Annotated in this window: 22 protein-coding genes, 1 tRNA gene and 2 pseudogenes; 12 read left to right on the top strand and 13 right to left on the bottom strand. The window is 43.8% G+C overall.

All coding sequences use genetic code 11. The features are described 5' to 3' along the window. Positions 1–278: 278 nt before the first annotated feature. Positions 279–683 carry an NIL domain-containing protein gene (locus J7529_RS10095; RefSeq protein ID WP_271937351.1) on the bottom strand — a complete coding sequence of 135 codons (405 nt, stop codon included), beginning with the start codon at positions 681–683 and terminating at the stop codon, positions 279–281. 82 nt (positions 684–765) lie between these two features. On the opposite strand from J7529_RS10095, the gene J7529_RS10090 reads away from it, so the two are divergent. Beyond that, a complete protein-coding gene (locus J7529_RS10090) occupies positions 766–2,364 on the top strand; it encodes an Hsp70 family protein (RefSeq protein ID WP_318728864.1) in 1,599 nt (532 codons plus the stop codon). Between the two features lie 42 nt (positions 2,365–2,406). Further along, positions 2,407–3,264 (top strand): Cof-type HAD-IIB family hydrolase, encoded by an 858-nt coding sequence (locus tag J7529_RS10085; protein ID WP_318728863.1) that lies wholly within the window; start codon positions 2,407–2,409, stop codon positions 3,262–3,264. A 110-nt stretch (positions 3,265–3,374) separates the two neighbouring features. Here J7529_RS10085 and J7529_RS10080 read toward each other — a convergent pair whose 3' ends face one another. Both J7529_RS10080 and J7529_RS10070 read right to left on the bottom strand, forming a co-directional pair. Next, positions 3,375–4,211, bottom strand: coding sequence for a DUF928 domain-containing protein (locus tag J7529_RS10080; protein WP_318728862.1), 837 nt, complete (start codon positions 4,209–4,211; stop codon positions 3,375–3,377). Positions 4,212–4,289: 78 nt separating this feature from the next. Beyond that, positions 4,290–4,990 (bottom strand): annotated as a pseudogene (locus J7529_RS10070) (metallophosphoesterase). A 135-nt stretch (positions 4,991–5,125) separates the two neighbouring features. Between J7529_RS10070 and J7529_RS10065 the strand changes: the two are divergent. After that, positions 5,126–7,333 carry an argonaute PAZ domain-containing protein gene (locus J7529_RS10065; RefSeq protein WP_318728859.1) on the top strand — a complete coding sequence of 736 codons (2,208 nt, stop codon included), beginning with the start codon at positions 5,126–5,128 and terminating at the stop codon, positions 7,331–7,333. 39 nt (positions 7,334–7,372) lie between these two features. On the opposite strand, the gene J7529_RS10060 is transcribed toward J7529_RS10065, so the two are convergent. The 5 genes from J7529_RS10060 to psbH form a co-directional block, all read right to left on the bottom strand. After that, positions 7,373–8,242 carry an SDH family Clp fold serine proteinase gene (locus J7529_RS10060; protein WP_318728858.1) on the bottom strand — a complete coding sequence of 290 codons (870 nt, stop codon included), beginning with the start codon at positions 8,240–8,242 and terminating at the stop codon, positions 7,373–7,375. 41 nt (positions 8,243–8,283) lie between these two features. Continuing rightward, positions 8,284–8,547 (bottom strand): DUF3146 family protein, encoded by a 264-nt coding sequence (locus J7529_RS10055; RefSeq protein ID WP_318728857.1) that lies wholly within the window; start codon positions 8,545–8,547, stop codon positions 8,284–8,286. 42 nt (positions 8,548–8,589) lie between these two features. Beyond that, complete coding sequence (gene pth / locus J7529_RS10050; RefSeq protein ID WP_271937360.1) at positions 8,590–9,234, bottom strand: aminoacyl-tRNA hydrolase; 645 nt, start codon at positions 9,232–9,234, stop codon at positions 8,590–8,592. Between the two features lie 9 nt (positions 9,235–9,243). Further along, positions 9,244–9,537: a TatA/E family twin arginine-targeting protein translocase gene (locus tag J7529_RS10045; protein ID WP_318728856.1), complete on the bottom strand. Its 294-nt coding sequence runs from the start codon at positions 9,535–9,537 to the stop codon at positions 9,244–9,246. A 165-nt stretch (positions 9,538–9,702) separates the two neighbouring features. After that, positions 9,703–9,906, bottom strand: a complete 204-nt coding sequence (psbH, locus tag J7529_RS10040) for a photosystem II reaction center phosphoprotein PsbH (RefSeq protein ID WP_271937362.1) — start codon at positions 9,904–9,906, stop codon at positions 9,703–9,705. 156 nt (positions 9,907–10,062) lie between these two features. Between psbH and psbN the strand changes: the two genes are divergently transcribed. Further along, on the top strand, positions 10,063–10,194 hold the full coding sequence (gene psbN / locus J7529_RS10035) for a photosystem II reaction center protein PsbN (protein WP_271937363.1): 132 nt from the start codon (positions 10,063–10,065) through the stop codon (positions 10,192–10,194). A 380-nt stretch (positions 10,195–10,574) separates the two neighbouring features. Here psbN and J7529_RS10030 read toward each other — a convergent pair. After that, positions 10,575–10,647 (bottom strand) — tRNA-Val (locus tag J7529_RS10030). A 71-nt stretch (positions 10,648–10,718) separates the two neighbouring features. Here J7529_RS10030 and J7529_RS10025 point away from each other — a divergent pair. The 5 genes from J7529_RS10025 (at position 10,719) to J7529_RS10005 (ending at position 14,648) form a co-directional block, all read left to right on the top strand. Beyond that, positions 10,719–11,324 carry a metal-binding protein gene (locus J7529_RS10025; RefSeq protein ID WP_271937365.1) on the top strand — a complete coding sequence of 202 codons (606 nt, stop codon included), beginning with the start codon at positions 10,719–10,721 and terminating at the stop codon, positions 11,322–11,324. A 131-nt stretch (positions 11,325–11,455) separates the two neighbouring features. Continuing rightward, positions 11,456–12,277: a nucleoside triphosphate pyrophosphohydrolase gene (gene mazG, locus J7529_RS10020; RefSeq protein WP_318728855.1), complete on the top strand. Its 822-nt coding sequence runs from the start codon at positions 11,456–11,458 to the stop codon at positions 12,275–12,277. 84 nt (positions 12,278–12,361) lie between these two features. Next, the gene (locus J7529_RS10015) at positions 12,362–12,565 is read left to right on the top strand and encodes a DUF751 family protein (protein ID WP_271937367.1); all 204 of its coding nucleotides are present in this window, start codon (positions 12,362–12,364) and stop codon (positions 12,563–12,565) included. A 77-nt stretch (positions 12,566–12,642) separates the two neighbouring features. After that, on the top strand, positions 12,643–13,053 hold the full coding sequence (rbfA, locus tag J7529_RS10010) for a 30S ribosome-binding factor RbfA (protein ID WP_271937369.1): 411 nt from the start codon (positions 12,643–12,645) through the stop codon (positions 13,051–13,053). 23 nt (positions 13,054–13,076) lie between these two features. Continuing rightward, complete coding sequence (locus tag J7529_RS10005) at positions 13,077–14,648, top strand: glycoside hydrolase family 3 N-terminal domain-containing protein (RefSeq protein WP_318728854.1); 1,572 nt, start codon at positions 13,077–13,079, stop codon at positions 14,646–14,648. A gap of 34 nt (positions 14,649–14,682) precedes the next feature. Here the strand turns inward: J7529_RS10005 and J7529_RS10000 are convergent, their stop codons facing one another. From J7529_RS10000 to J7529_RS09990, 3 genes are all read right to left on the bottom strand, one after another. Continuing rightward, positions 14,683–14,808 carry a hypothetical protein gene (locus tag J7529_RS10000; protein ID WP_271937371.1) on the bottom strand — a complete coding sequence of 42 codons (126 nt, stop codon included), beginning with the start codon at positions 14,806–14,808 and terminating at the stop codon, positions 14,683–14,685. Then, positions 14,795–15,112 (bottom strand): nucleotidyltransferase family protein, encoded by a 318-nt coding sequence (locus J7529_RS09995; protein WP_318701988.1) that lies wholly within the window; start codon positions 15,110–15,112, stop codon positions 14,795–14,797. Before J7529_RS09995 ends, J7529_RS10000 begins: the two co-directional genes overlap by 14 nt. Positions 15,113–15,229: 117 nt before the next feature. Next, positions 15,230–16,174, bottom strand: a complete 945-nt coding sequence (locus tag J7529_RS09990; RefSeq protein WP_318728853.1) for an XDD3 family exosortase-dependent surface protein — start codon at positions 16,172–16,174, stop codon at positions 15,230–15,232. 627 nt (positions 16,175–16,801) lie between these two features. Between J7529_RS09990 and J7529_RS09985 the strand changes: the two are divergent. From J7529_RS09985 to J7529_RS09975, 3 genes and pseudogenes are all read left to right on the top strand, one after another. Then, positions 16,802–16,981 (top strand): annotated as a pseudogene (locus J7529_RS09985) (IS701 family transposase); the annotation flags it as partial. Positions 16,982–16,994: 13 nt separating this feature from the next. Then, positions 16,995–18,098, top strand: coding sequence for a glycosyltransferase (locus J7529_RS09980; RefSeq protein WP_318728852.1), 1,104 nt, complete (start codon positions 16,995–16,997; stop codon positions 18,096–18,098). A gap of 52 nt (positions 18,099–18,150) precedes the next feature. After that, a complete protein-coding gene (locus J7529_RS09975; protein WP_318728851.1) occupies positions 18,151–19,320 on the top strand; it encodes a glycosyltransferase in 1,170 nt (389 codons plus the stop codon). A gap of 90 nt (positions 19,321–19,410) precedes the next feature. Here J7529_RS09975 and J7529_RS09970 read toward each other — a convergent pair whose 3' ends face one another. Then, the gene (locus J7529_RS09970) at positions 19,411–20,364 is read right to left on the bottom strand and encodes a GUN4 domain-containing protein (protein ID WP_318728850.1); all 954 of its coding nucleotides are present in this window, start codon (positions 20,362–20,364) and stop codon (positions 19,411–19,413) included. Positions 20,365–20,533 lie beyond the last annotated feature (169 nt).

Raw genomic sequence — 20,533 nt, 5'->3', positions numbered from 1 at the left:
GAAAAATGCCTTTAACCCATACTTTATACAGTGAAACGATATTACCAGGGTTTACCTTAGGGGTGGGCAATATGTGGGCTAAGTCTGATTAAACTCCATGGGTAATGATTCACTATTGATCTGCATTTCCTCTCCCGTCAACCCCTGATATTGACGAGAGAGAAATCATCACTTTAAGTTTAGATCTCTTGCATAATTGTGCAGAAAATAAATTGCAATGGAGTAATCCTGCATTCTTACCCCTATTCCCTATTCCCTCACCTTCTGCAAGAAGTCTTTTAAAGAGTGGTAGAAATGGCTTGGACGGGACAAGCGACGATACATTGTTCACAAACGACACAGCGCGATCGCATAAAGGATAGCTTAAATGTCTCTGGATTGAGAGTGAGTGCTTGAGTCGGACAAACTCCAGTACACAGTCCACAATCAACACAGATTTCTTCATTAACGATAATCTCGCTGGTCGCTTGAGAGACTTGAATATTTTGCGATCGCATCCATTCAATCGCATCCTCGAGTTGATCGATGTCTCCAGAGAGTTCTACCACCAGCTTTCCCACTTGATTGGGAGCCACGTGAGCGCGAATAATATTGGCAGCGACATTAAAATCCTTGGCCAAACGGTAGGTAACTGGCATTCGTACCCAACGCTGGGCAAACGTAAGGGTGACTCGTTTTTTCACTGCTTTACCCCCTGATTTGGTAGAATTTGAGTGTTTATATCCGATAACAAATTTTTTTTAACTGTATCATTTCTAATCCCTTATGGCGATCGCAATTGATTTTGGCACTTCTAACACAGTCATTAGCCGCTGGAATCCAGTGACTCAAACCCCGGAAATACTTAAAGTTCCTGGATATTCCCTACAACAGGCTCCCAATCCTCCCCTAATTCCCAGTCTCGTCTATGTGGAAAATGCCGAGTCGGAACAAGTGATTATTGGCCAGCCGGTGCGCGATCGCGGTTTAGATCTGGCTCAAGATACCCGATTCTTTAGTCACTTTAAGCGCGGGATTGGAACCCCCATTCAGGGATTTTTACCCCAACTTGATGGAGTGACGATTCAGTTTGAACAAGTGGGCACTTGGTTCCTCACTCATTTGTTCAATCAAATCAATCTGGAAGAGTCTTTGATTGTGACGGCACCAGTCGATAGTTTTGAAACCTATCGTCACTGGTTAGGGCAAGTTTGTCAAACTTGGTCGGTGGATAAAGTGAGAATGATTGATGAACCGACAGCAGCAGCCTTAGGCTATGGCGTGGGCGATCGCAATTTAATTTTAGTTGTAGACTTTGGCGGCGGTACATTAGATTTATCGTTGGTGCAACTAAATAGCAATGGAATTAAAAGTGAAGGAAAAGCGGCGAATCCTCTAGGATTTGTTCTCAAATGGGGGGCAAAATCGTTTGAGGAAAAATCAGGTCAACAGGTGAAAACTGCGCGAGTGATTGCTAAAGCAGGTTTGAATTTAGGGGGTTCAGATTTAGACCATTGGATTACCGATGAATTGATAGCCCAGTATGATTTAGTTCAATCTTTGTCTTTAACTCGATTGGCAGAAAAACTAAAAATTCAATTGTCTTCCCGTACCACAGCAACAGAAGTTTATTTTGACCGAAATTCTCTAGAGAGCTATGAGTTAAAACTCACTCGTAAACAGTTGCAATCGATTTTAGAAGACCGTAAATTCTTTGATCAACTTGATACGATTATGGCTCAAGTGCTGCAACAAGCAACCCGTGAGGGGGTGAATAAATCTCAAATTGATTCGGTGTTATTGGTGGGTGGAACTTGTCAAATTCCGGCTGTACAAGGTTGGATTAAGGGCTATTTTGAGGAAAAACAGGTACGCTGTGATAAACCGTTTGAAGCGATCGCTGAAGGTGCGCTGCAATTGGTTCAGGGGGTTGAATTACAGGATTTTCTCTATCATAGTTATGGCATTCGCTATTGGAATCGACGCACGAAAGGTCATAGCTGGCATCCGATTATACCAGAAGGACAGCCCTATCCCATGTCTAAACCGATTGAGTTAATGTTAGGGGCTTCCGCAGAAAATCAACCTAAACTGGAGTTGGTTTTGGGAGAATTAGGGGCACAAACGGGAGGAACAGAGATCTATTTTGATGGCGATCGCCTGATTACCCGTATTTTGAGCGGCGATAAGCGCTCAGTAACGCCCTTAAATGATACAGGAAATGCCCGTACTATTGCCAATCTGAATCCTCCCGGTATTCCTGGAAGTGACCGAATCAGAGTATTGTTTCAAGTCGATCGAGAGCGCTTTTTAAGAATTACGGTGGAAGATTTGCTCACCAATCAAACTTTGCTCAATAATCAAGTTGTGGTTCAATTAAGCTAGATTGGGTAATCGGTCATAGGTAATAGAGGGAACTTCGATCTCATGTCTTTGAATGCTTTTCCGGTTGGCGATCGCCAAAACATCAAACTGTTAGTCTTAGATATTGATGGAACGATCGCCGGGATCTCGAACCAAGTCCGTCAACCGGTGATTGAAGCTATCGCAAACGTAAAAAAACAGGGAATTCCAGTAGCGGTGGCGACAGGACGCATGTTTTGCTCGGCTTTACGCTTTTACGAGGCGATCGGTGCGGGGTTTCCTCTGATTTGCTACAATGGTGCCTTAATTCAAGACCCAGAAACGAATAAAGTTCACCGACATTTTCCTGTTTCTATTCCCTTAGCTGGGCAAATTCTCGACTTTTTAGAACAACCCCAATATCGGCATAAAATTACGATCCATTTCTATATTGATGATTGTTTATATGTCGAATATATGGGAGAAGATACCCACAAATATCTAGAGCGCACCTCAGTACCAGTTCAAGTGGTAGAAGACTTCAGAGAACTGCTGACGGTGGAACCGACCAAAATTTTAGCCCTGAGTGAGAATGTGGAGTTAATTGAGAAACTCTCGGCAGATTTATATGCCACATTTACTCAAGACCAACTACATTTTAGCAAATCTACACCCACATTTTTCGAGATCACCCATCCCTTAGCTAATAAGGGTTTTGCGGTACAATATTTAGCAGAAACTCTACTGGGATTGAAGGCTGAGAATGTGATGACGATCGGTGATAATTTCAATGACTTAGAAATGATAAAATATGCTGGAATTGGTGTTGCCATGGGCAATGCTCCTGCTCCAATTCAGAGGATTGCAGATTGGATTGCTCCCTCAATAGAAGAAGATGGTGTGGTTACAGCTTTAGCTCAAATCATGAATGGAGGATCCTGATTGGATAAATTCCGTTTTCTGAATCAAGAGGGGCTAAAGCTCAACAGGTCATACTGTCATGGTTATGGGTGATGATGGCGATAGTGAGCTTTAGGATGATTGATGGTAGACTAGGGCGCTAAAACGGTTGAAGTTCGACTCTTCGATAAAAGGGGGGCATCAACAATCTGGTCGAGTCCCACTTGAGGATGAGTCAGGAGACTTTTCCAATCGGTTGTTGCTTGAGCTTGTTCTTCGCTAGATGTGGTTTGGCGCAACTGAGCTAAAGCTACGAGCAAATCGTACCATACACCTGCTTGGGCATAGATTTTAGCGCGATCGCGATCGGATTTTGCTTCCTCCAATTTGGCTCTCAAGGTGGCTTGTTCTTCGGTATTTGTGGCTACCTGAATCCAGCCCTGGGCATAGTCGCTAAAGGTATTATTACAAACGAGCTGAACGGCCCACAAATAAATTTTTCCCGCCTCCAGTTTAGGGATCTCAGGATGTTCGCTCAGGGCAACCCCTAAGATTCCTGATTCTTGATTGAGGGATATAGGACTCTTGAATTCAGCTTTCAAAAATTGATCTTGATTGTGATCAGTGAGATTGGCTAAAGTTAAGCCAGATTGAGCTAATTTTTCCTGATCTAATTCTTGCAAAATTAGTATCCCTTGATCTGTGGTATGTTGAGGCAAATACACAAATAGAGTAGGGGAATCTTTGAGGGTACGGCCGATATTAAATTTAGGAATAATGGGTAAGAGTTGACCGCTTTTATCGGTAATACAGGGGCCACGGGTTCCACCGGCTTGACGGCGACTCGGTAATCCAATATCTTCTGGCAGTTGCAAATCTTCTAGGGCTAGACTGGGTAAAGGGAATACCGTCACGCCTAAAGCTAAAAGGGTAGCTAAAGTCCCTTGAAGACGAGGCCAGGAAATGGAAGGCAACCAGGAAAATAGCATAAACAATTGATCCTCATCAGAAAAAAACAATACGAAAAACCACTATCCCATCTCCTTTTAGTTTAACGTCAGTTTTGGTTAAGCGATCGCCATTGCTCGCTGTTGGAAGTCGTGAATATGGCTCCTTTGCCTGGCCCCTTGTTGGTTGGCCTGCCAAAGCTCTCCCGTATTCACCTCTAGAGCCGTTAACCATCCTTGACCGCAGGCCCAAGTATCAATACAAATAGCGTGACCTAAATTAACCGGTTGACCATTTTTTTGGCTCGTATGACCGCAGATCATCACCTTACCGGACTGATGGGGACGAGGTGATTTAAATGCCAAAATAGATTTTCATAAGGTTGTTGATCGAGGGGAAGATCCGGATCGGCAGTTGCGTGGAGGAAAAAATGATCTTTGGTTTCCCAATAGTTTAAGCAAGTTTGGGCTAAAAAGCGGTAGTGGCGATCGGGAATATTTGTGATGTTGATGGGTTTCCCATTCTCTTGAGTGCCATAGGAGGCAAGGGTTTCTGGAGTAATGCGATCTTGAGCAACCTTCTCTTCAGGAAGTGATCGCGCCAATAGGAACATTAAATCATGATTTCCTCGAATCGGTATTAACTGACCCCGTTCGTGAAGCGCAATCAATCGATCTAACACCCCCTTCGTATCCGGGCCTTTATTCACGTAATCGCCAAGAGTAACAATTACATCACTTTTCCGGAGATTCACCCCATTCAATAAGCTATCCAAAGCAGTAGAGCAGCCATGAATATCACCTATAGCTAAAATTCTCATATCACAATTCCATGAGACAACAGGTTCAACTCAAGCACAACTTACATTCTAGAATACATTGTTTGTGGGCTTACACTCCAGACTAAGCTATGATATTAATCGTTACCTATATAGTCACCTAAGAAAGATTCTCCTATGACTTCTATTCCAGAATTTGCAAAAACATCGGTTGTTTTGAATCGTTTTCCTGTGAAGGAATTAGTCAGAGATGACCTCACGGTTTATGAATATCGATGTGACTTCCAGCAAATGCCAGAGCAAGGAGATGAGCAAAGAGCAATTTCAAGTATTGGTTATAAAGTTGGGGTGATCGCAGCTAAATTGGGAAGTTGTATCCTTACTAAGGAACGTATCAGACCTGATAAAATGCAGAGTAATGATTGGAAGTTGACAGAAATAGGGACAAAAATATTGAATTTTGAAAATCCTGTAGAAAGAAAAGTATTAGAAACCCTTGAGCGAAAAGTTCTAGATAAAAAGCTAAAAATCCTCAAAACGACCAAAGTTGAAAGAGCCTCTGAAGGTGGACTAATTTGGTGGATTACTGATGAAGCGGGTAGAGAAAAATGTGGGAATGGATGGGAAGTTCATAGAGGCAGAAGAATAGACATTACAATAGATGCAGATGGACATCTTTACTTAGATATAGATATACATCATCGTTTTTATACTCCATGGACACTTCATCAGTGGTTAGAAAATTATTCTAATATTCCAATCACTTATGTCCGCAATACTTACAAAGATAAAAATAACAACTATCTGAGGTGGCGATACGAAGATATGTCCGATGCGTTACCCCAAAATGTGCTGATCGAAGATTTAGATATGAGTTTGGCAGACTACCATCGCAAATCTGGTGCTACTGAAGAGGAAATTAATAACTCTCGTGTTGTATACGTTAGAATAGCAAACCAGTGGAATGCTACGTCGGTACCCCATTTATCCCAAAGACTATCCCCCAGCTTAACTATGGAAATGCTCGCAAATCTTGCTGATACTCAAGATTTGGAGGAACAGGAAAAAAAGGATATTCAAAATGTTTTAAACTCCATCAGAAAAAACCTGAATGATCGTATTTATCAATCTCAAGAAACAGCACAGCGTATCGTGAATAAAGTTTATCAGATTCCTGGGACTGTTGAAGCGTTAACAGTAGATGGATATATTTTGCCACCAGCAGAACTACTGGCGAACAATAATCAAACAGTAAAGAAAGCGGCTGAAGTTCGCTATAAAGGATGTGCTAAGGTTGGCGAAACTCAATTAGGATGTCTGAATCTTTTCAATGACGAACATAAGTATCCTTTTGAAGTCCAGGAATGCCTCAAAGAGATAGCAGCTAAGAGTAATACAAAGATAAATGGTAAGTCCTATCGTACCGAGAAGGATTTACCTAAAGGAGACTTAGAGCAGCAAATATTTTGGCAAAAGTGGGCTGATGAGGGGATAAAAACGGTTTTGGTGGTGATGCCTTGGTCTCCGAATAAACGCAAATATAATATCCGAGTTCAGGCACTACAAGCCGGCATTGCCACTCAATTTATAGTGCCCAAACCAAAAGCCGATAAGTACAAAGCCCTCAATGTTTCGCTGGGACTCTTGTGTAAAGCGGGCTGGCAACCTATACGACTGAACCCATTCAACGATCCTGAAATTGCAGATTTAATTATTGGCTTCGATACAGGAACGAATCGAGAGCTTTACTACGGAACCTCTGCATTTGCAGTCCTTGCCGATGGGCAAAGTCTGGGTTGGGAATTACCTGATGTGCAGAGAGGAGAGACTTTTTCTGGACAAGCGATTTGGCAAACGGTTTCTAAGCTCACCCTTAAGTTTAATAAAATTTGTAACCGCTTGCCAACGAAACTACTCCTGATGAGAGATGGATTGGTTCAAGAAGGTGAATTTGAGAAAACAATAAAAGCACTTAAAGAACAAAATATTGCCGTTGATGTTGTTGGCGTGCGCAAGAGCGGTGCAGGAAGAATGGGGCGTGACGTTGAAGAAAATGGAAGCCCAGTCTACTATGATGCTCGGATGGGTAGTGTTGTATTTACTCCGAAAGAAAAATCCTTTACTTTAGTCAGTAGCGAGGCAATCAATCAAACAATCGGAAGCGTAAGACCTCTTCGAGTGGTTCATGAGTACGGAAATACATCTCTTGAGCTTCTCGCTTTACAGACCTATCACCTTACCCAGTTACATCCTGCCAGCGGTTTCCGTTCCTGTCGATTGCCTTGGGTACTACACTTAGCCGATAGAAGTAGTAAAGAGTTTCAGCGTATTAGACAAATCAGTATTCTTCAAAACCTCAGTCGAGAGAAACTCATTGCTGTTTAGAACTTTAGATGCACTACTAAGAACTATTAAATTCTAATCCTACTTGTCTATATTTTTAGGGATAGGTAAGGTGGGCGAGCGATCGTAGGGCATCGGAATATACTGAACACTGGGTCGCCGATTGGTTGGTTGAGGATACAAATCCATTAACCCATAAATCTCTTTCGGTAACCCGGTCACCACAGGTAACCCCAAGGCTTTCGCTTCCTCTGGGGGAATGGGATAATCATGGGTGACTTTACCTGTGGTTAATTCTTCAATAATCCGATCTATGTTTTCAGGAGCGATCTTTTGCTGGGGAATATCATCTTCTAATAATTCGCGCACAAACCGTTTGACTTGTTGAATTGCTTTACGGGATAAATCTGCCATAATCAACGTTTGATCGTCAATTTCTCCTAAAGGTTTATCTTCTACAACTTTGAGAATACTAGCAGCCGGGAAATTCCCCAGTTGCGGATCGACGGGGCCTAAAACTGCATTTTCATCCATAACAATTTCATCAGAAGCTAAGGCTAACATCGTTCCTCCACTCATGGCATAGTGGGGAATAAAAACCGTAACTTTGGCTTGATGGCGAATCAGGGCGCGGGCAATTTGTTCAGTGGCTAAAACTAAACCTCCTGGGGTGTGTAAAATCAAGTCAATGGGAACATCAGGAGGTGTTAACCGAATGGCTCGCAGAATTTGTTCTGAGTCTTCAATACTGATATAACGAGACAGGGGAACGCCGAGTAAATTAATCGATTCTTGACGGTGAATCAGCAAAATAACTCGACTTCCCCGTTGTTGTTCAAAGGCGGTTAGGGTTTGGATTCGCCTCCGGATAATTCGTCGTTGTTGCCAAGCCGGTTGTATGGAAATCAGTAGAAGGACAATGAGGATGATATCGAAGAAGGTGAAGGACATAAATTAGTTAAAAATTAAAAATTAATGATGGTAAGATTCAGTTAAAATTGGGCACGGACGGTGAAAGTGTAATCACCACCCGGTTCTAATTGATAATCTCGTTGTTCTAAAAATCGCCCCAGGGGTTCTTGAATGAGAGCGCGTCCTAGGGAGGGTTTAACGAGGAGTTGTCCATGGCGAAAGAGCCATTGAAATTCCCATTGATATTGATCGGCTAAGACTTCTCCTTCGAGGAAGCCTTGTTGCCAAGAGTGGCGCAATACGCGGACGTAAACGGTGGTTTCGGGTAGGCGCTGAGAACTCATATCAATTCAACATTAAAAATTTGATATTGCGATCGCTCTTCACTATGCAGCAAACAGTCGGTTGTTGTACAAGTTCATTGCTTTTTCTATCCCTTGTTTGAGGCTGATTTCCACGGCATCGGTTGCTCCTGGAAGTACATCATTGATGATTTTGGCTTCTGATGGGGAAAATTTGCCTAAAACATGGGATACGGTGTCTTTGCTCCCGGTGTCTGGAGATTTGGAGGAGCCGATCCCCACTCGCAGACGCGGGAAGTCTTGGGTTCCTAAGTGGGCGATCGCACTTTTCATGCCATTATGACCTCCAGCGGAACCGGATAGGCGCAGCCGTATCCGTCCCACGGGTAGATCCATATCATCATAGACAATGAGGACTGAATTGGGCGGCAGTTTATACCAATCTATAACTGCGCGAATCGATTGCCCAGAGCGGTTCATATAGGTGGAAGGTTTGAGCAGGCGCAATTTCTGCCCGTTGGCAAAGGGCGCTTCAGCAAACCATCCGTGAAATTTTTTGTTGGCACTCCCGGAGGCATTCCAGCGCCGGGCTAATTCATCGATGATGTCAAAGCCGATGTTATGGCGAGTACCATCGTATTGAGTGCCTGGGTTGCCTAAACCGACAATCAGTTGGGGGATCGCGAGAGCGGGTTGCGGTTTGGGATTTGGCGATCGCTCGCTATTCATGGTTCTTCGTTAGCTAGTTGAGGTAGAATTATTACTTGCTGTTGACGTTTCTTGAGGTTCGCTTTCAGGGGTTTTGCTCACTTCAACACTGGGTTGAATGCTCGGTTGCTCTTTTACCGAGGCTTCAATTTGGGCAGCTTCGCGCTTAAATTCCTGTTCAAATTCTTTCGAGGCTTGCTGGAAACTACGGATGGTTTTGGCGATCGCCTTGCCCATTTCCGGTAATTTCTTTGGCCCAAAGATCAACAGAGCCACAATCATGATCACAGCCATTTCCGGTAAACCAATGCCAAAAATATTCATGCTCTTCTGTTCTCCTAAATTAACTCGCGTGAAAAACGGTTTTCCCGTTACCCTTCTGCTGCGCAAAGCGCTGTAAAAAAACCCGGTTTATCGACTAAACCGAGTTTTCAGGAATCACTAAACGTTCTGAGTAAACGTTGGTTACTGTATTATGATTGCCGTATTCTACCGACCGAGAGTTGTCCAGTCTACGTCTAATCCTTCCAGAAGAAGAGATGAGTTGTAGATTTGGAGAATAATCAGCAGAAAGACTAAAAAGAGTAGCATAAACACTCCCATGAGGGGGGTGGTTCCCCAGCCGGGGGCTACCTTACCATATTCCGAGTTCAAGGGTCTGAGGATCTCTCCTAAACGGGTACGTTGTGCCATAGGTCTCCTATCTTCCGTTTCAATTTTCTGATTTTACACTGGTCTGGGTCTGGCAGAACTGCGAATCCTGAAGGAATCTTGGTCGCCGCGATCGCCCCCAAATGTAAATTTTTGTAATACTATATTTAAGGATAGTATATCTTAGTTCAAAAACCTATGGAAACTGCAACGGTTCTTAATATCGGCATTGTAGCAATTGTCTTGGCGTTAACCGGTGTTTCGTTATATACCTCGTTTGGGCCGCCCTCGGAAGCCCTAGACGATCCCTTTGAAGATCATGAAGATTAGGAATATATAGTTATGTAGCAGAAAAGGAGTTGGTTAGGACACTTAGGTGATGGTTTAAGGCACTCTAGCAACAGGCACGAATCGCAATAGAAAATGTCCTAACTATCCCTTTCTCTGCTATAGAACCCATCTGAGATCTTGTTAACCAGATGCTTTGGTACAGTGGGAAGTGTTATCCCTGAGAGAAATCTTGGGGGTGTTCAGCGCCAACCAGGAGGTCATGTGACCACAACAGAATCATCTGTCTTATGGTGACCTCTTTCTGTCCCATTTCGTTTTCTGGTGCTAAACTATGCTTGTGTGAAATATGTATAAGCCCCTTGACTTAAAAGCACGATGGAGCTAGCTAGGGTTCAGGATTAGTAGAAGCTGAAGACGAATGGGCGGTACCGGGCTCGAACCAGTGACATCCTGCTTGTAAGGCAGGCGCTCTACCAACTGAGCTAACCGCCCCCATTTGACTCACAAGAACCTATTGTAGCAAACTGGATTAGATAACGCAAGCTTTTTTTGAATTAATTTTTATGCCTTCTGGTGCTACCCACGATCGCATTACCCTGTGGAGTCTCCCCCTTGTGACTGGAGCGACTTTAGCGATCACCCGCAGTAGTGAGTTAACTCTATGGGTAGCGGGGGGATTTCTGTTTGGGGGATTGATGCTCAGTCCGGATCTGGATTTGCGATCGCGCCCCTTTCGGCGTTGGGGATGGTTTCGCTGGCTGTGGATACCGTATCAAAAGAGCTTACATCATCGCTCGTTTATCTCCCATGGTGTGCTGATTGGAACGGTGGTGCGGGTAATTTATTTGCTCTTTTGGATAGCTGTATTCGGATTCGCGATCGGGGCGATCGCCGTTCAATTCTCTGCTATAGCTTGGGGTTGGACGGATTTAGGTGAATGGATCGGGAGGACTTTAAAAGAACATCGCTGGTCTGGATTAGCCCTATTTGTGGGATTAGAGCTAGGATCGATTAGCCATATTTTAGGCGATCATATCGGTTCTACTTACAAACGCTATCAAAAATATGGCTGGTCTGGCCTATGGAAAAAACGCCCCAGCCGTAAAAGTGCCCCCCGTCGTCGCTCCACCGCTCGTAAACCGACTAAGAGAAAACGGAGTAATAAATAATGAGTCACCTCTGCGTCCAGAGTGTCCACATCTGTTCCATTACAATACCTACCAAGTTTATCGTTTATGGTAGTTAGGAGTGGGTTTGCCCTATTCCCTATTCCCTATTCCCTATTCCCTATTCCCTAAACATGAGTCATTCCGAATCATCGATCGCCTCCAGCTTAGAAGCCATGCAACGGCTGATTGAAGTCATTGCCCAGTTGCGATCGCCCTCTGGAGGGTGTCCTTGGGACTTAGCGCAAACGCCCCAATCCCTGATTCCCCATGTGATTGAAGAAGCTTATGAAACGGTGGATGCCATTCGGGGAGGGGATCAAAGGGCGATCGCCGAAGAATTGGGGGATTTACTCATGCAAGTGGTTTTGCAAGCCCAAATTGCCCAAGAAAATGGAGACTTTACCCTGAAAGAAGTCGCTGATGGCATTAGTGACAAACTGATCCGTCGCCATCCCCATGTCTTTGCTGATGTTGAAGTGGAAAGTGTCGAAGACGTTAGACAAAATTGGGAAGACATTAAAGCAGCGGAAAAAGGAGCAGCGCCTAACTTTATCAGCAAATTAGAGCGATATGCATCGACTTTGCCGCCCCTAACCGCAGGCATGAAAATCTCTAAAAAAGCAGCTTCGGCCGGCTTTGAATGGGATGATATTGAGGGAGTTTGGGGTAAATTTGAGGAAGAACTAGCTGAATTGAAACAGGCTGTCGCCCATGAGGATAAAGCCGCTCAACAAGGAGAACTTGGAGATGTGCTATTTACCCTGATTACTCTCGCTCGTTGGCTAGAGTTAGATCCCTCGGAAGCCTTACACGGAACCTATGGCAAGTTTTTGAAACGCTTAAGCATCGTTGATGCGATCAGCGATCGCCCTCTATCCGAATATACCCTAGACGAACTAGAGGAACTCTGGCAGCAAGCGAAAAAGAGTGAGGCACTAGGGAATGGGCAATAGGCAATCGGCAATCGGGTTGTATCTACTCAAAGGCGGTAGAATAATTAGAGACCTGTTCACTTTTGGCACTCTAAACTCGATCCCATGGGAGACTTCTTTCAGAACGTATCGCGCTATCCTCGGTACTTAATTACCTTCACGCTAGGCATTTTCTTCTTTTTATTCAAATCTGTCCAGCCGCTCTTTCGCACTCCCGTAACGGCGATCGCCACTTTGGGACTTCTAGTTTCCAGCTTAGTCTTCCTAACCCTGACATTACGGGCTATGCTAGGATTAGCTCCGGTGTGAAGATCGCATCAAACCAGATTCGGACTTTAGACCCGAGAAAATAACCGCTAATCACCCCAAAATGTGGAGGAAGTCTTATGGCTAACAGTCGTCGTGTCTCTCGCGTGTCCTCCCAAATTAAACGCGAAGTCGGCCAAATGTTGCTTCATGGCATTAAAGATGACCGAGTAGGGGCGGGTATGGTCAGCGTTACTGATGTGGATGTCTCTGGAGATCTGCAACATGCTAAAATTTTCGTCAGTATTTACGGTACGGAAGAAGCAAAAGCCGAAACCATGGAAGGATTGGAGTCTGCAACTCCCTATGTTCGCTATGAACTCGGCCATCGGATGCAGTTACGGCGCACTCCAGAGGTGGTATTTTTAGAAGATACCTCTTTGGAAAGGGGCGATCGCCTTTTGCATCTGATTAACCAGATTTCCCACGAGCATCATCCCCTCGAAGATGAGGACTCAGAAAAGATTGTCTCCGCTGAAGACAATGAGTAAAGCTGTCAGGCAGGTGTAGAGCAATGGTACATTCAACTTATTCTTTTCATCTGCCCGATCCAGCTTCTCTTTCTTTAGAGCAACAGGTTGCCCAAATGGTCGTCATTCGGGCAAGTGGCTATTTATTCGATCATCAAATCCGCTACCCTGATTGGGAACCACCGAAGGATACCCTAAAAGCCTGGATTGCCCAGTGGGGCGTGGGTGGCGTGATTTTAGTGGGTGGAAGTGCGGCGGAACTGCACGATCGCATTAACCGTTTGCAGAGTTGGGCAATGTTTCCCCTTTTGGTGGGTGCAGATGTGGAGGAAGGAGTGGGACAACGCTTTAGTGGCGCTACCCATTTTCCGCCTCCCATGGCACTAGGGGCGATCGCCAAAAAATCACTCCAAGCAGCTCGCCACTATGCCCAACAGATGGGGGAAATGACGGCAAAAGAGGCGATCGCGATCGGCTTAAATTGGCTCTATGCGCCTGTGGTAGATGTGAATAATAATCCCCAAAATCCGGTGATTAATGTGCGAGCATTTGCCCAAACACCGCAACGGGTGAGTCAATTAGCTGCCGCCTATATTGAAGGAGTTCAACCCTATCCGATTTTAACTACAGCTAAACATTTTCCTGGCCATGGAGATACGGCGGTAGACTCCCATTTAGAACTACCGGTGCTTCCCCATTCGGAAGGGCGGTTAGCCGAGATTGAGCTACCCCCGTTTCAGGGAGCGATCGCCGCTGGAGTCGATAGCATTATGAGCGCCCATTTGCAGATTCCGGCTTGGGATGAGCAATATCCAGCCACGTTATCTCCCAAAATTCTTACCCAGAAACTACGTCAAGAGTTGGGCTTTAGCGGTTTAATTGTCACCGATGCTCTGGTGATGGGAGCCATTACCCAGCATTATGGCAATAACGAGGCAGCCGTTTTAGCCGTGCAAGCAGGCGCTGATATTCTGCTCATGCCCCAAGATCCTCCAGGGGCGATCGCCGCCGTCTGTGCCGCCGTCAGAGCCGGAAAAATTGCTCCAGAACGCATCGAAGCCTCCGTAGAGCGCATTTTTCAAGCCAAACAAAAGGTTAAACCGAGACCAGATTCTCCGCAATTTCCCCAAAGTCTGGGCAACCCAGAACCCCGCCAAGCCGTGCAGTCTATCCTCCAAGATGCCCAGGAAACGGGTGGACATCTGCCCCTCAATCCCCAAGGAGGATGTAATTTAATAGTTGTCGATGATGCCTTGGATTGTTCCGTATTGGCAAAACCCGCGCCCGCCATTCTGATGCCAGCAGCCCAGGGATATCGGTTGCAGCTCGTAGACCGTCATACCCCCAGTTTACTCCCCCAAGGTCAAGAACCAACCTTGTTACAATTGTTTGTTCGCGGTCATCCCTTTCGCGGGAGTTCCACGTTGAATGAAACAGCGATCGCCTGGTTTGAAGCCTTGCTTAAAACCCATCATCTGCAAGCCTTGGTCATTTATGGCAGTCCCTATATCTTGGAAATTCTGCGTCCCCAACTGCCCGATACTGTGCCTTATGTGTTCAGTTACGGACAAATGCCAGACGCACAAGCGATCGCCCTGAAAACCCTAGGCTTTTGAAAGATCCTTCTTGAGTCATTCTAAGCATTAGGAGTCATACGGCTGCTTGGCGCATGAGATCCGCTTCAAAATCTTCCCACGCAATACCTGAAGCAAAGTCCTGAGCTAACTTAGCTGCATTGAGCATATCTAGTAAGTAGTGAATCTCACGAGGTTGCATAAATCGTGTGAGTAGAACTTAAAATTGCTTTGCGCCGCAGATAATTTCGACTTTGCTCAATTCCTTGACGTTCCACTAAATCAACATCTCTGGCAAATATTTTCCGTAACTCATCTTCCATATCCACCAAATGCAGCAACGTCCAACGGGCATCCTCGGCAAAGGAAACTAAGACATCAACATCACTATGATCGCGATCGAAATTTTCTTGCAAGACCGAACCAAATAATGCCAGTTCCGTAATCTTCCAGCGATCGCAGAACTGAGCAATTTGGCGATCGTCAATCGGAATTTGAATTGGCATATGCAAACAACTAGAGACAAGGTACACCTTGTCTCTAGTCTACAACAACTCACTTTACTATTCCTTGGGGCGGCGATCGCACCAGCGATGGGTCACCTGATAACCCAAAACGCTTATTTAGCTTTGTTTACGCAGCTTTGCACCAGCAAACATTAAGCCGACGAGAGCTAAACCAGTGAGTGCAGTGGGTTCGGGAACGGGAACAGTAGCGACTTCTTCAAAAATACCTTCTATAGCCATCCCATCATTGGTGCATTCAGCGAACAGATGAGCCACAAACTCACCGAGCATTTCCGGGGTTCTGGTGAAGCTAAAGCCAAAGGTTGTAGCTCCCAGCTTATTGTTGCCGACTCCAAAAGCGCCCCCAAAGTCTAAGCCTAAGCTGCTCAGTTGGCTCTGACTCAGCAGTTGGAAATTATCGTTTTCGACTTTAGTTCCAGAGGCAATGGAGGTGGGAGCGCCACGCTTGGCTGTGTAGAAAGAAGTTTCAGAGGCATCAAAATCGCCGAAAGACTTGATACCAGCATTGCGATCTTGAACATTCAGGCTGCGGTTTTTGGTGTGATTGTAATGCTTTTGGATGGTAGACCAACCCGAGTTTCTGGCACTAACATTTTTGGTGGTAATGTCTTTATACAGACCTAGAGGATTGGTTCCCTGAGCAGTATCCTGAGCGGCATTCTTGAGTCCCCGTCCAAAGGAGTCGTTGGTTTCGGCGAAGTGAATACCATACTCTTGTCCACCGACGCTGAAGAGAAAGTCACCCCAACCGATGTTTTTGTCTTTCGCACCACTATGATATCTTCCATCTAACGCTAGGTTGGCGTTAATTCCAACGGTAATGGTGTCTCCCTCTTGGTGAACTGCCATGCCATACATTTCATAGCCTGATACTTTGCGCCCATCAACCCATGAATAGCCACCAGTACCATCATTGGAGTAGTCGCGAGCGTAGTTCCAACCGTTGTAGAAGCTTCCAGCTTGGGCAACTCCGGTCATACTCAGCAGACAAGCGGTAGTTGCAGCAGTACCGATAAGAGTTTGAATAGAATTAAGTTTCATGAGGTTTGCTCCTTCTGTTCTGTGTTATCTGGTGTTGCCCACTTAACCGCCGTCTTCAACATTAATAATGATTATTTTTGCTTCAACAGATGCACGCAAACTTCACGGCGTTTAGTAGGCTTTGTTTTTACCCTATATTCAGCATATGCCAGTTCCTCAGCCATGCCATCGGCAAAGCTGCTGAATTTAGATTGCATCTCAAATAAAGACTCTGTCAAAGATACAGAACCAGCACAAGGGGAGACCCCTAGAAATCCCTATTTTTAAAGCCAGGTTTATTTATCTGACCAATAAATTATGAAATCTACACAAATACTCAGCAATTTTGGCAGGCTGTAGGGAAAGGCTGCCAAAATTGTCGTAAGAGTAGCAACACCCTCACCCATTTCCATTCCGGATCGGTTGAGAATTTATGTTGGAAATGAAAATTATTGTCCCTGGATGCTGCGCTACAGTGCTTTGTGCTGTGATGGGAGGATATGTAGATAGGGAGATACAGCGCTGTTATAGAGTATAGTGTCAGCCTCTGGTGCATCAATAAAGGACTTAACGGGACTTAAACAAGGAAAATGATCAAATCAAGTTATAATCGTTTAATATAGGCTATTTCAAGTTGTTATTTGGGTGATGAAAGAAACTCCTCCATCAGCGATGCCTCCTTTTTTTGACAGATGAAGTCAAAAATTTGACGATTTGTTGAGAACTAAGGCACAAAAAACTGGATTTCGACATTATCTGGGAGGTCTGCTTGGAGAAAGCGAGTGCAAGAATCTGACTCAAATGGCCGATAACGCCGTTGGTGTAGTAGATAAGTGTAGTTGTGTCAGAACAAAGACCCCATATCGCAATTTATCTGCGTTGGCTTAATGGTGGTGGTGCTGAACGGGTAATGGTCAATTTGATGCAAAACTTTGTGCAGCAAGGGCTAAATATAGATTTAGTCATGAATACTGTCGCTGGCCCTTACTTAAATCAAGTGCCCTCAAAAGTCAGGATTGTAGACTTGAAAGCACCTCGTATGCTCGCTAGTCTTCCTAAATTAGCCAGCTATTTACAACAAGACAAACCTAAAACTTTGCTTTCAAGTCTTCACTATAATAATGAAATTGCCTTATGGGCAAAAGCATTACCCTTAAGTGCAACTAAAGTGATTGTTTCAGAGCATAATACTCTTTCAGTTCATGCCCAGCGTTGTCAAACCGACCGCTGGTCACCCTTATTAGCCAGACTCTTTTATCCTTGGGCCGATGGTATTGTGGCAGTGTCTCAGGGTGTGGCTCAAGATTTAGCAGAAGTCACCGGTTTGCCAACAGAACGGATTGAAGTGATTTATAATCCAGTCATTACACCTCAAATGCTCGTCAAATCTGAAGAGCCTTTAGACCACCCTTGGTTTCAACCCGGAGAACCTCCAGTCATTTTAGGCGTAGGCAGATTAGATTCACAAAAAGATTTTCCCACCTTAATTTCTGCTTTTGCTCAAGTCAGAACAATCAAACCGGCAAAACTGCTCATTTTGGGGAGTGGCCGAGAAAAGAAAAAGCTTCTTGCTTTGGGGCAAGAATTAGGTTTAGCAGAAGATATAGCAATTACTGGTTTTGTTGATAATCCCTATCCTTATATTAAAAAAGCAGCCGTTTATGTATTATCTTCAATTTGGGAAGGTTTTGGTAATGTGATCGTTGAAGCGTTAGCATTGGAAACTCCAGTTGTGTGTACAGATTGCCCTAGTGGCCCCAAAGAAATTTTAGCGGGTGGTCAATATGGCGAGTTAGTCTCCGTAGGAAATAGTCAGTTTATAGCTGAGGCAATTTTAAGGGTATTATCAGGTCAGAGGTTAGCTGTTGACTCTGAGTGGTTGGAGCAATTTACTGATAAAATTTCTGCTCAAAAATATTTGAAATTGATCGATAATATTTCCTAAGATCTCAAGAGTTGTGATAAAAAAAAGAATACTCTTTTACTATAACCGACCTATGCCTGGAGGTGTAGATTATGTCTTAGTCAAATTAGCCCAAAATATGGCCCTAGAAAATATTAAAGTCGGTATTATTGTCCCTCGATATGTACAAAATAAATATATTGAAGAGTTTAAGCACACATCTTTGATTCAGGTTGAAAGTTTACCCAATAAGCAATTTAAATTTTGTAGGCGGTTGCTCAATGGGTTAATCAATAGGGTGTATCGCCATCTATTCTTGGTACAGGTAATACGTAATGGAAATTATACTCACCTAATTTTTCCCCATGCCGGGTGTTTCGATCAGAAAATGAATGCTTTAATCCATTTAAATATTCCTAAAGCTGTGATAATTCATGACTTGTATGGATTACACATGCAACAAGAACCTTTGACAAAAGTCCCTGAAATCAGAGATATTTTCATTGAAAAAGCAATCAAGAATGTTGAATCGGCGATCGCAGTTTCAAAGTTTAGCTTTAATGAGGTGAGAAAAAAATATCCTAGAAAAAAACGGCTTTATTATGCCCAAAATGCAATTGATGTTTGTAGTGATGATACTTGTGTTGATGAAGATGGAGCCAATGAAAAAACTTTAGAGGATGGTTATATTATCTATTATCCTTCGTCTAGTAAAGGCAACAAAAATCATCTTCTGTTATTTCAAGCGTTCAAGAAGCTTTTAGAAGACGGATGTAAATGTCAATTGATATTAACCGGTAAGAATACGGAAAAATTCATAAAAAATCAAGAGATGGAAAACTCTTATAGCGAGTTAGCTAGACAATTTTATTTCTCTCATTTGGATGTTTTCAAGGATACCATTATTGCGCGAGGCTATTTGTCTAGAAAGGACATTGAACAACAATATGTCAATTGTAATCTTGTTGTTTATCCTTCCCTCTATGAAGGTTTTGGTCTTCCAGTGATTGAATCTATTCAGAAGGGAAAAAGAGTGATATGTTCAGATCTTACACCTTTCAGAGAAATTGCAGAGCTGTATCAAATTCATGAATACATCACTTTTTTTACCAATAATGATGTCGAGTCATTTTATGCAGCCCTAAAGAACCACTATAATGAAAAGAGAGAGCCAATAGATATGAAGTTGGTCAAATCTAAACTAGAAAAGTGGACTTGGCGCTCTACAACGCTGAAATATTTGCAGATATTGGATAGCTTGTAATAAAAATGGTTTGGGCAAGTAACCCTCTTTTGTCACTTTAGGCAATTCGTCAGAATTGCCTAGCTCTGTTAACTCGCAACTCTAAACTGCTTATGAGATTTGTAAATATTCTAGAAGTTGTTCGCGAGACCATTTGCGGAGTTTCAGTAATGTCTTGACAAACTTGCTTGTGGGAAGGGAAATCATTTTTGGCTTGATGGCTAAGAGTTCTTCATCAATTTCGGTAAATTTGTCCTGTAAAAAGGCATCAATGAGAGTTGCTCGCTCTTTTTCCCGTTCCCTGGCAAGTTCTTCTTGGTACACGTCAGACGATCTGATTCTTTCTTTTTCGGCAAGCAGTTTTATCTGTACTTCCATTTCGGAAATAGGTTGAAATTCAGACCATTCTTCACGACACAGTAAGATTTTATAGAGATCTAAATCCAGTTCTTCTATGTAAGGAAAGTGACCTATTGGTGCTTGTTCGAGATCAAGGATTAAATCACCCTCACTCATCCAACCGTCATTATCTGTGTACCAACCTAGAATCTTTCCAAAGTCCTCTAAGACAATCTCTCTAGAGTCTTCAGTTCCTCCGATTTCTCGGTAGATTTGACTTTGAATACTAAAGCTAAACTTACCATGACTGTATTGGAACCAAAGACGATCCATAATCTCTAAATCCTCAGCAGGAATTTCTGCTAAGTCTTTTTCAGAAATATCGCTGCAACATCCAGAGTCAGTTAATTTCTGTAATTGAAAGACTGTTTCTTCATTTGCTTCTTGCCAATGTCCACATTTGAGAAGATATTTTAACCGTGCATAACTTTGTCCAGAAGAAGATTGTAAGGGGATGTCGTTTGAGGGTGCATCGAGTTGAGTTCCTGACTGTAAGGGTTGAGTGTCAGCAGGGGAAGTAGATTGTGTAGGTTTCGTATCGGATAAACCAGACGCTTTTATTTTTGCAAGCTGTTCTTTTATATTCTCCTGTTCTTTCGTTAACCGATCCACTTGTTCCGAAAGTTGGATCAAACGCACCTCAAAACGAGTCTCTACCTCTTCCATAGTGTCCTCCAAGGCGATGTAGGATTAGTCGGGGGGGGGATCGGATGTTACCGTGACGATCGCGAGAACTCCCATCCCTGAGTATATCAGTATTGGAGCAATATAAAGCACTATAGAATTGTTTCTCGTCTTGGCTGAGGGGCAAAGAAACCGGGTTTCTCTGAGAATC

It is taken from the genome of Roseofilum sp. Guam, assembly GCF_017746735.1.
Lineage (GTDB): Bacteria > Cyanobacteriota > Cyanobacteriia > Cyanobacteriales > Desertifilaceae > Roseofilum > Roseofilum reptotaenium.
The sequence above is the reverse complement of the archived record's forward strand: the minus strand, read 5'-3'. Positions and strand labels throughout refer to the sequence as shown.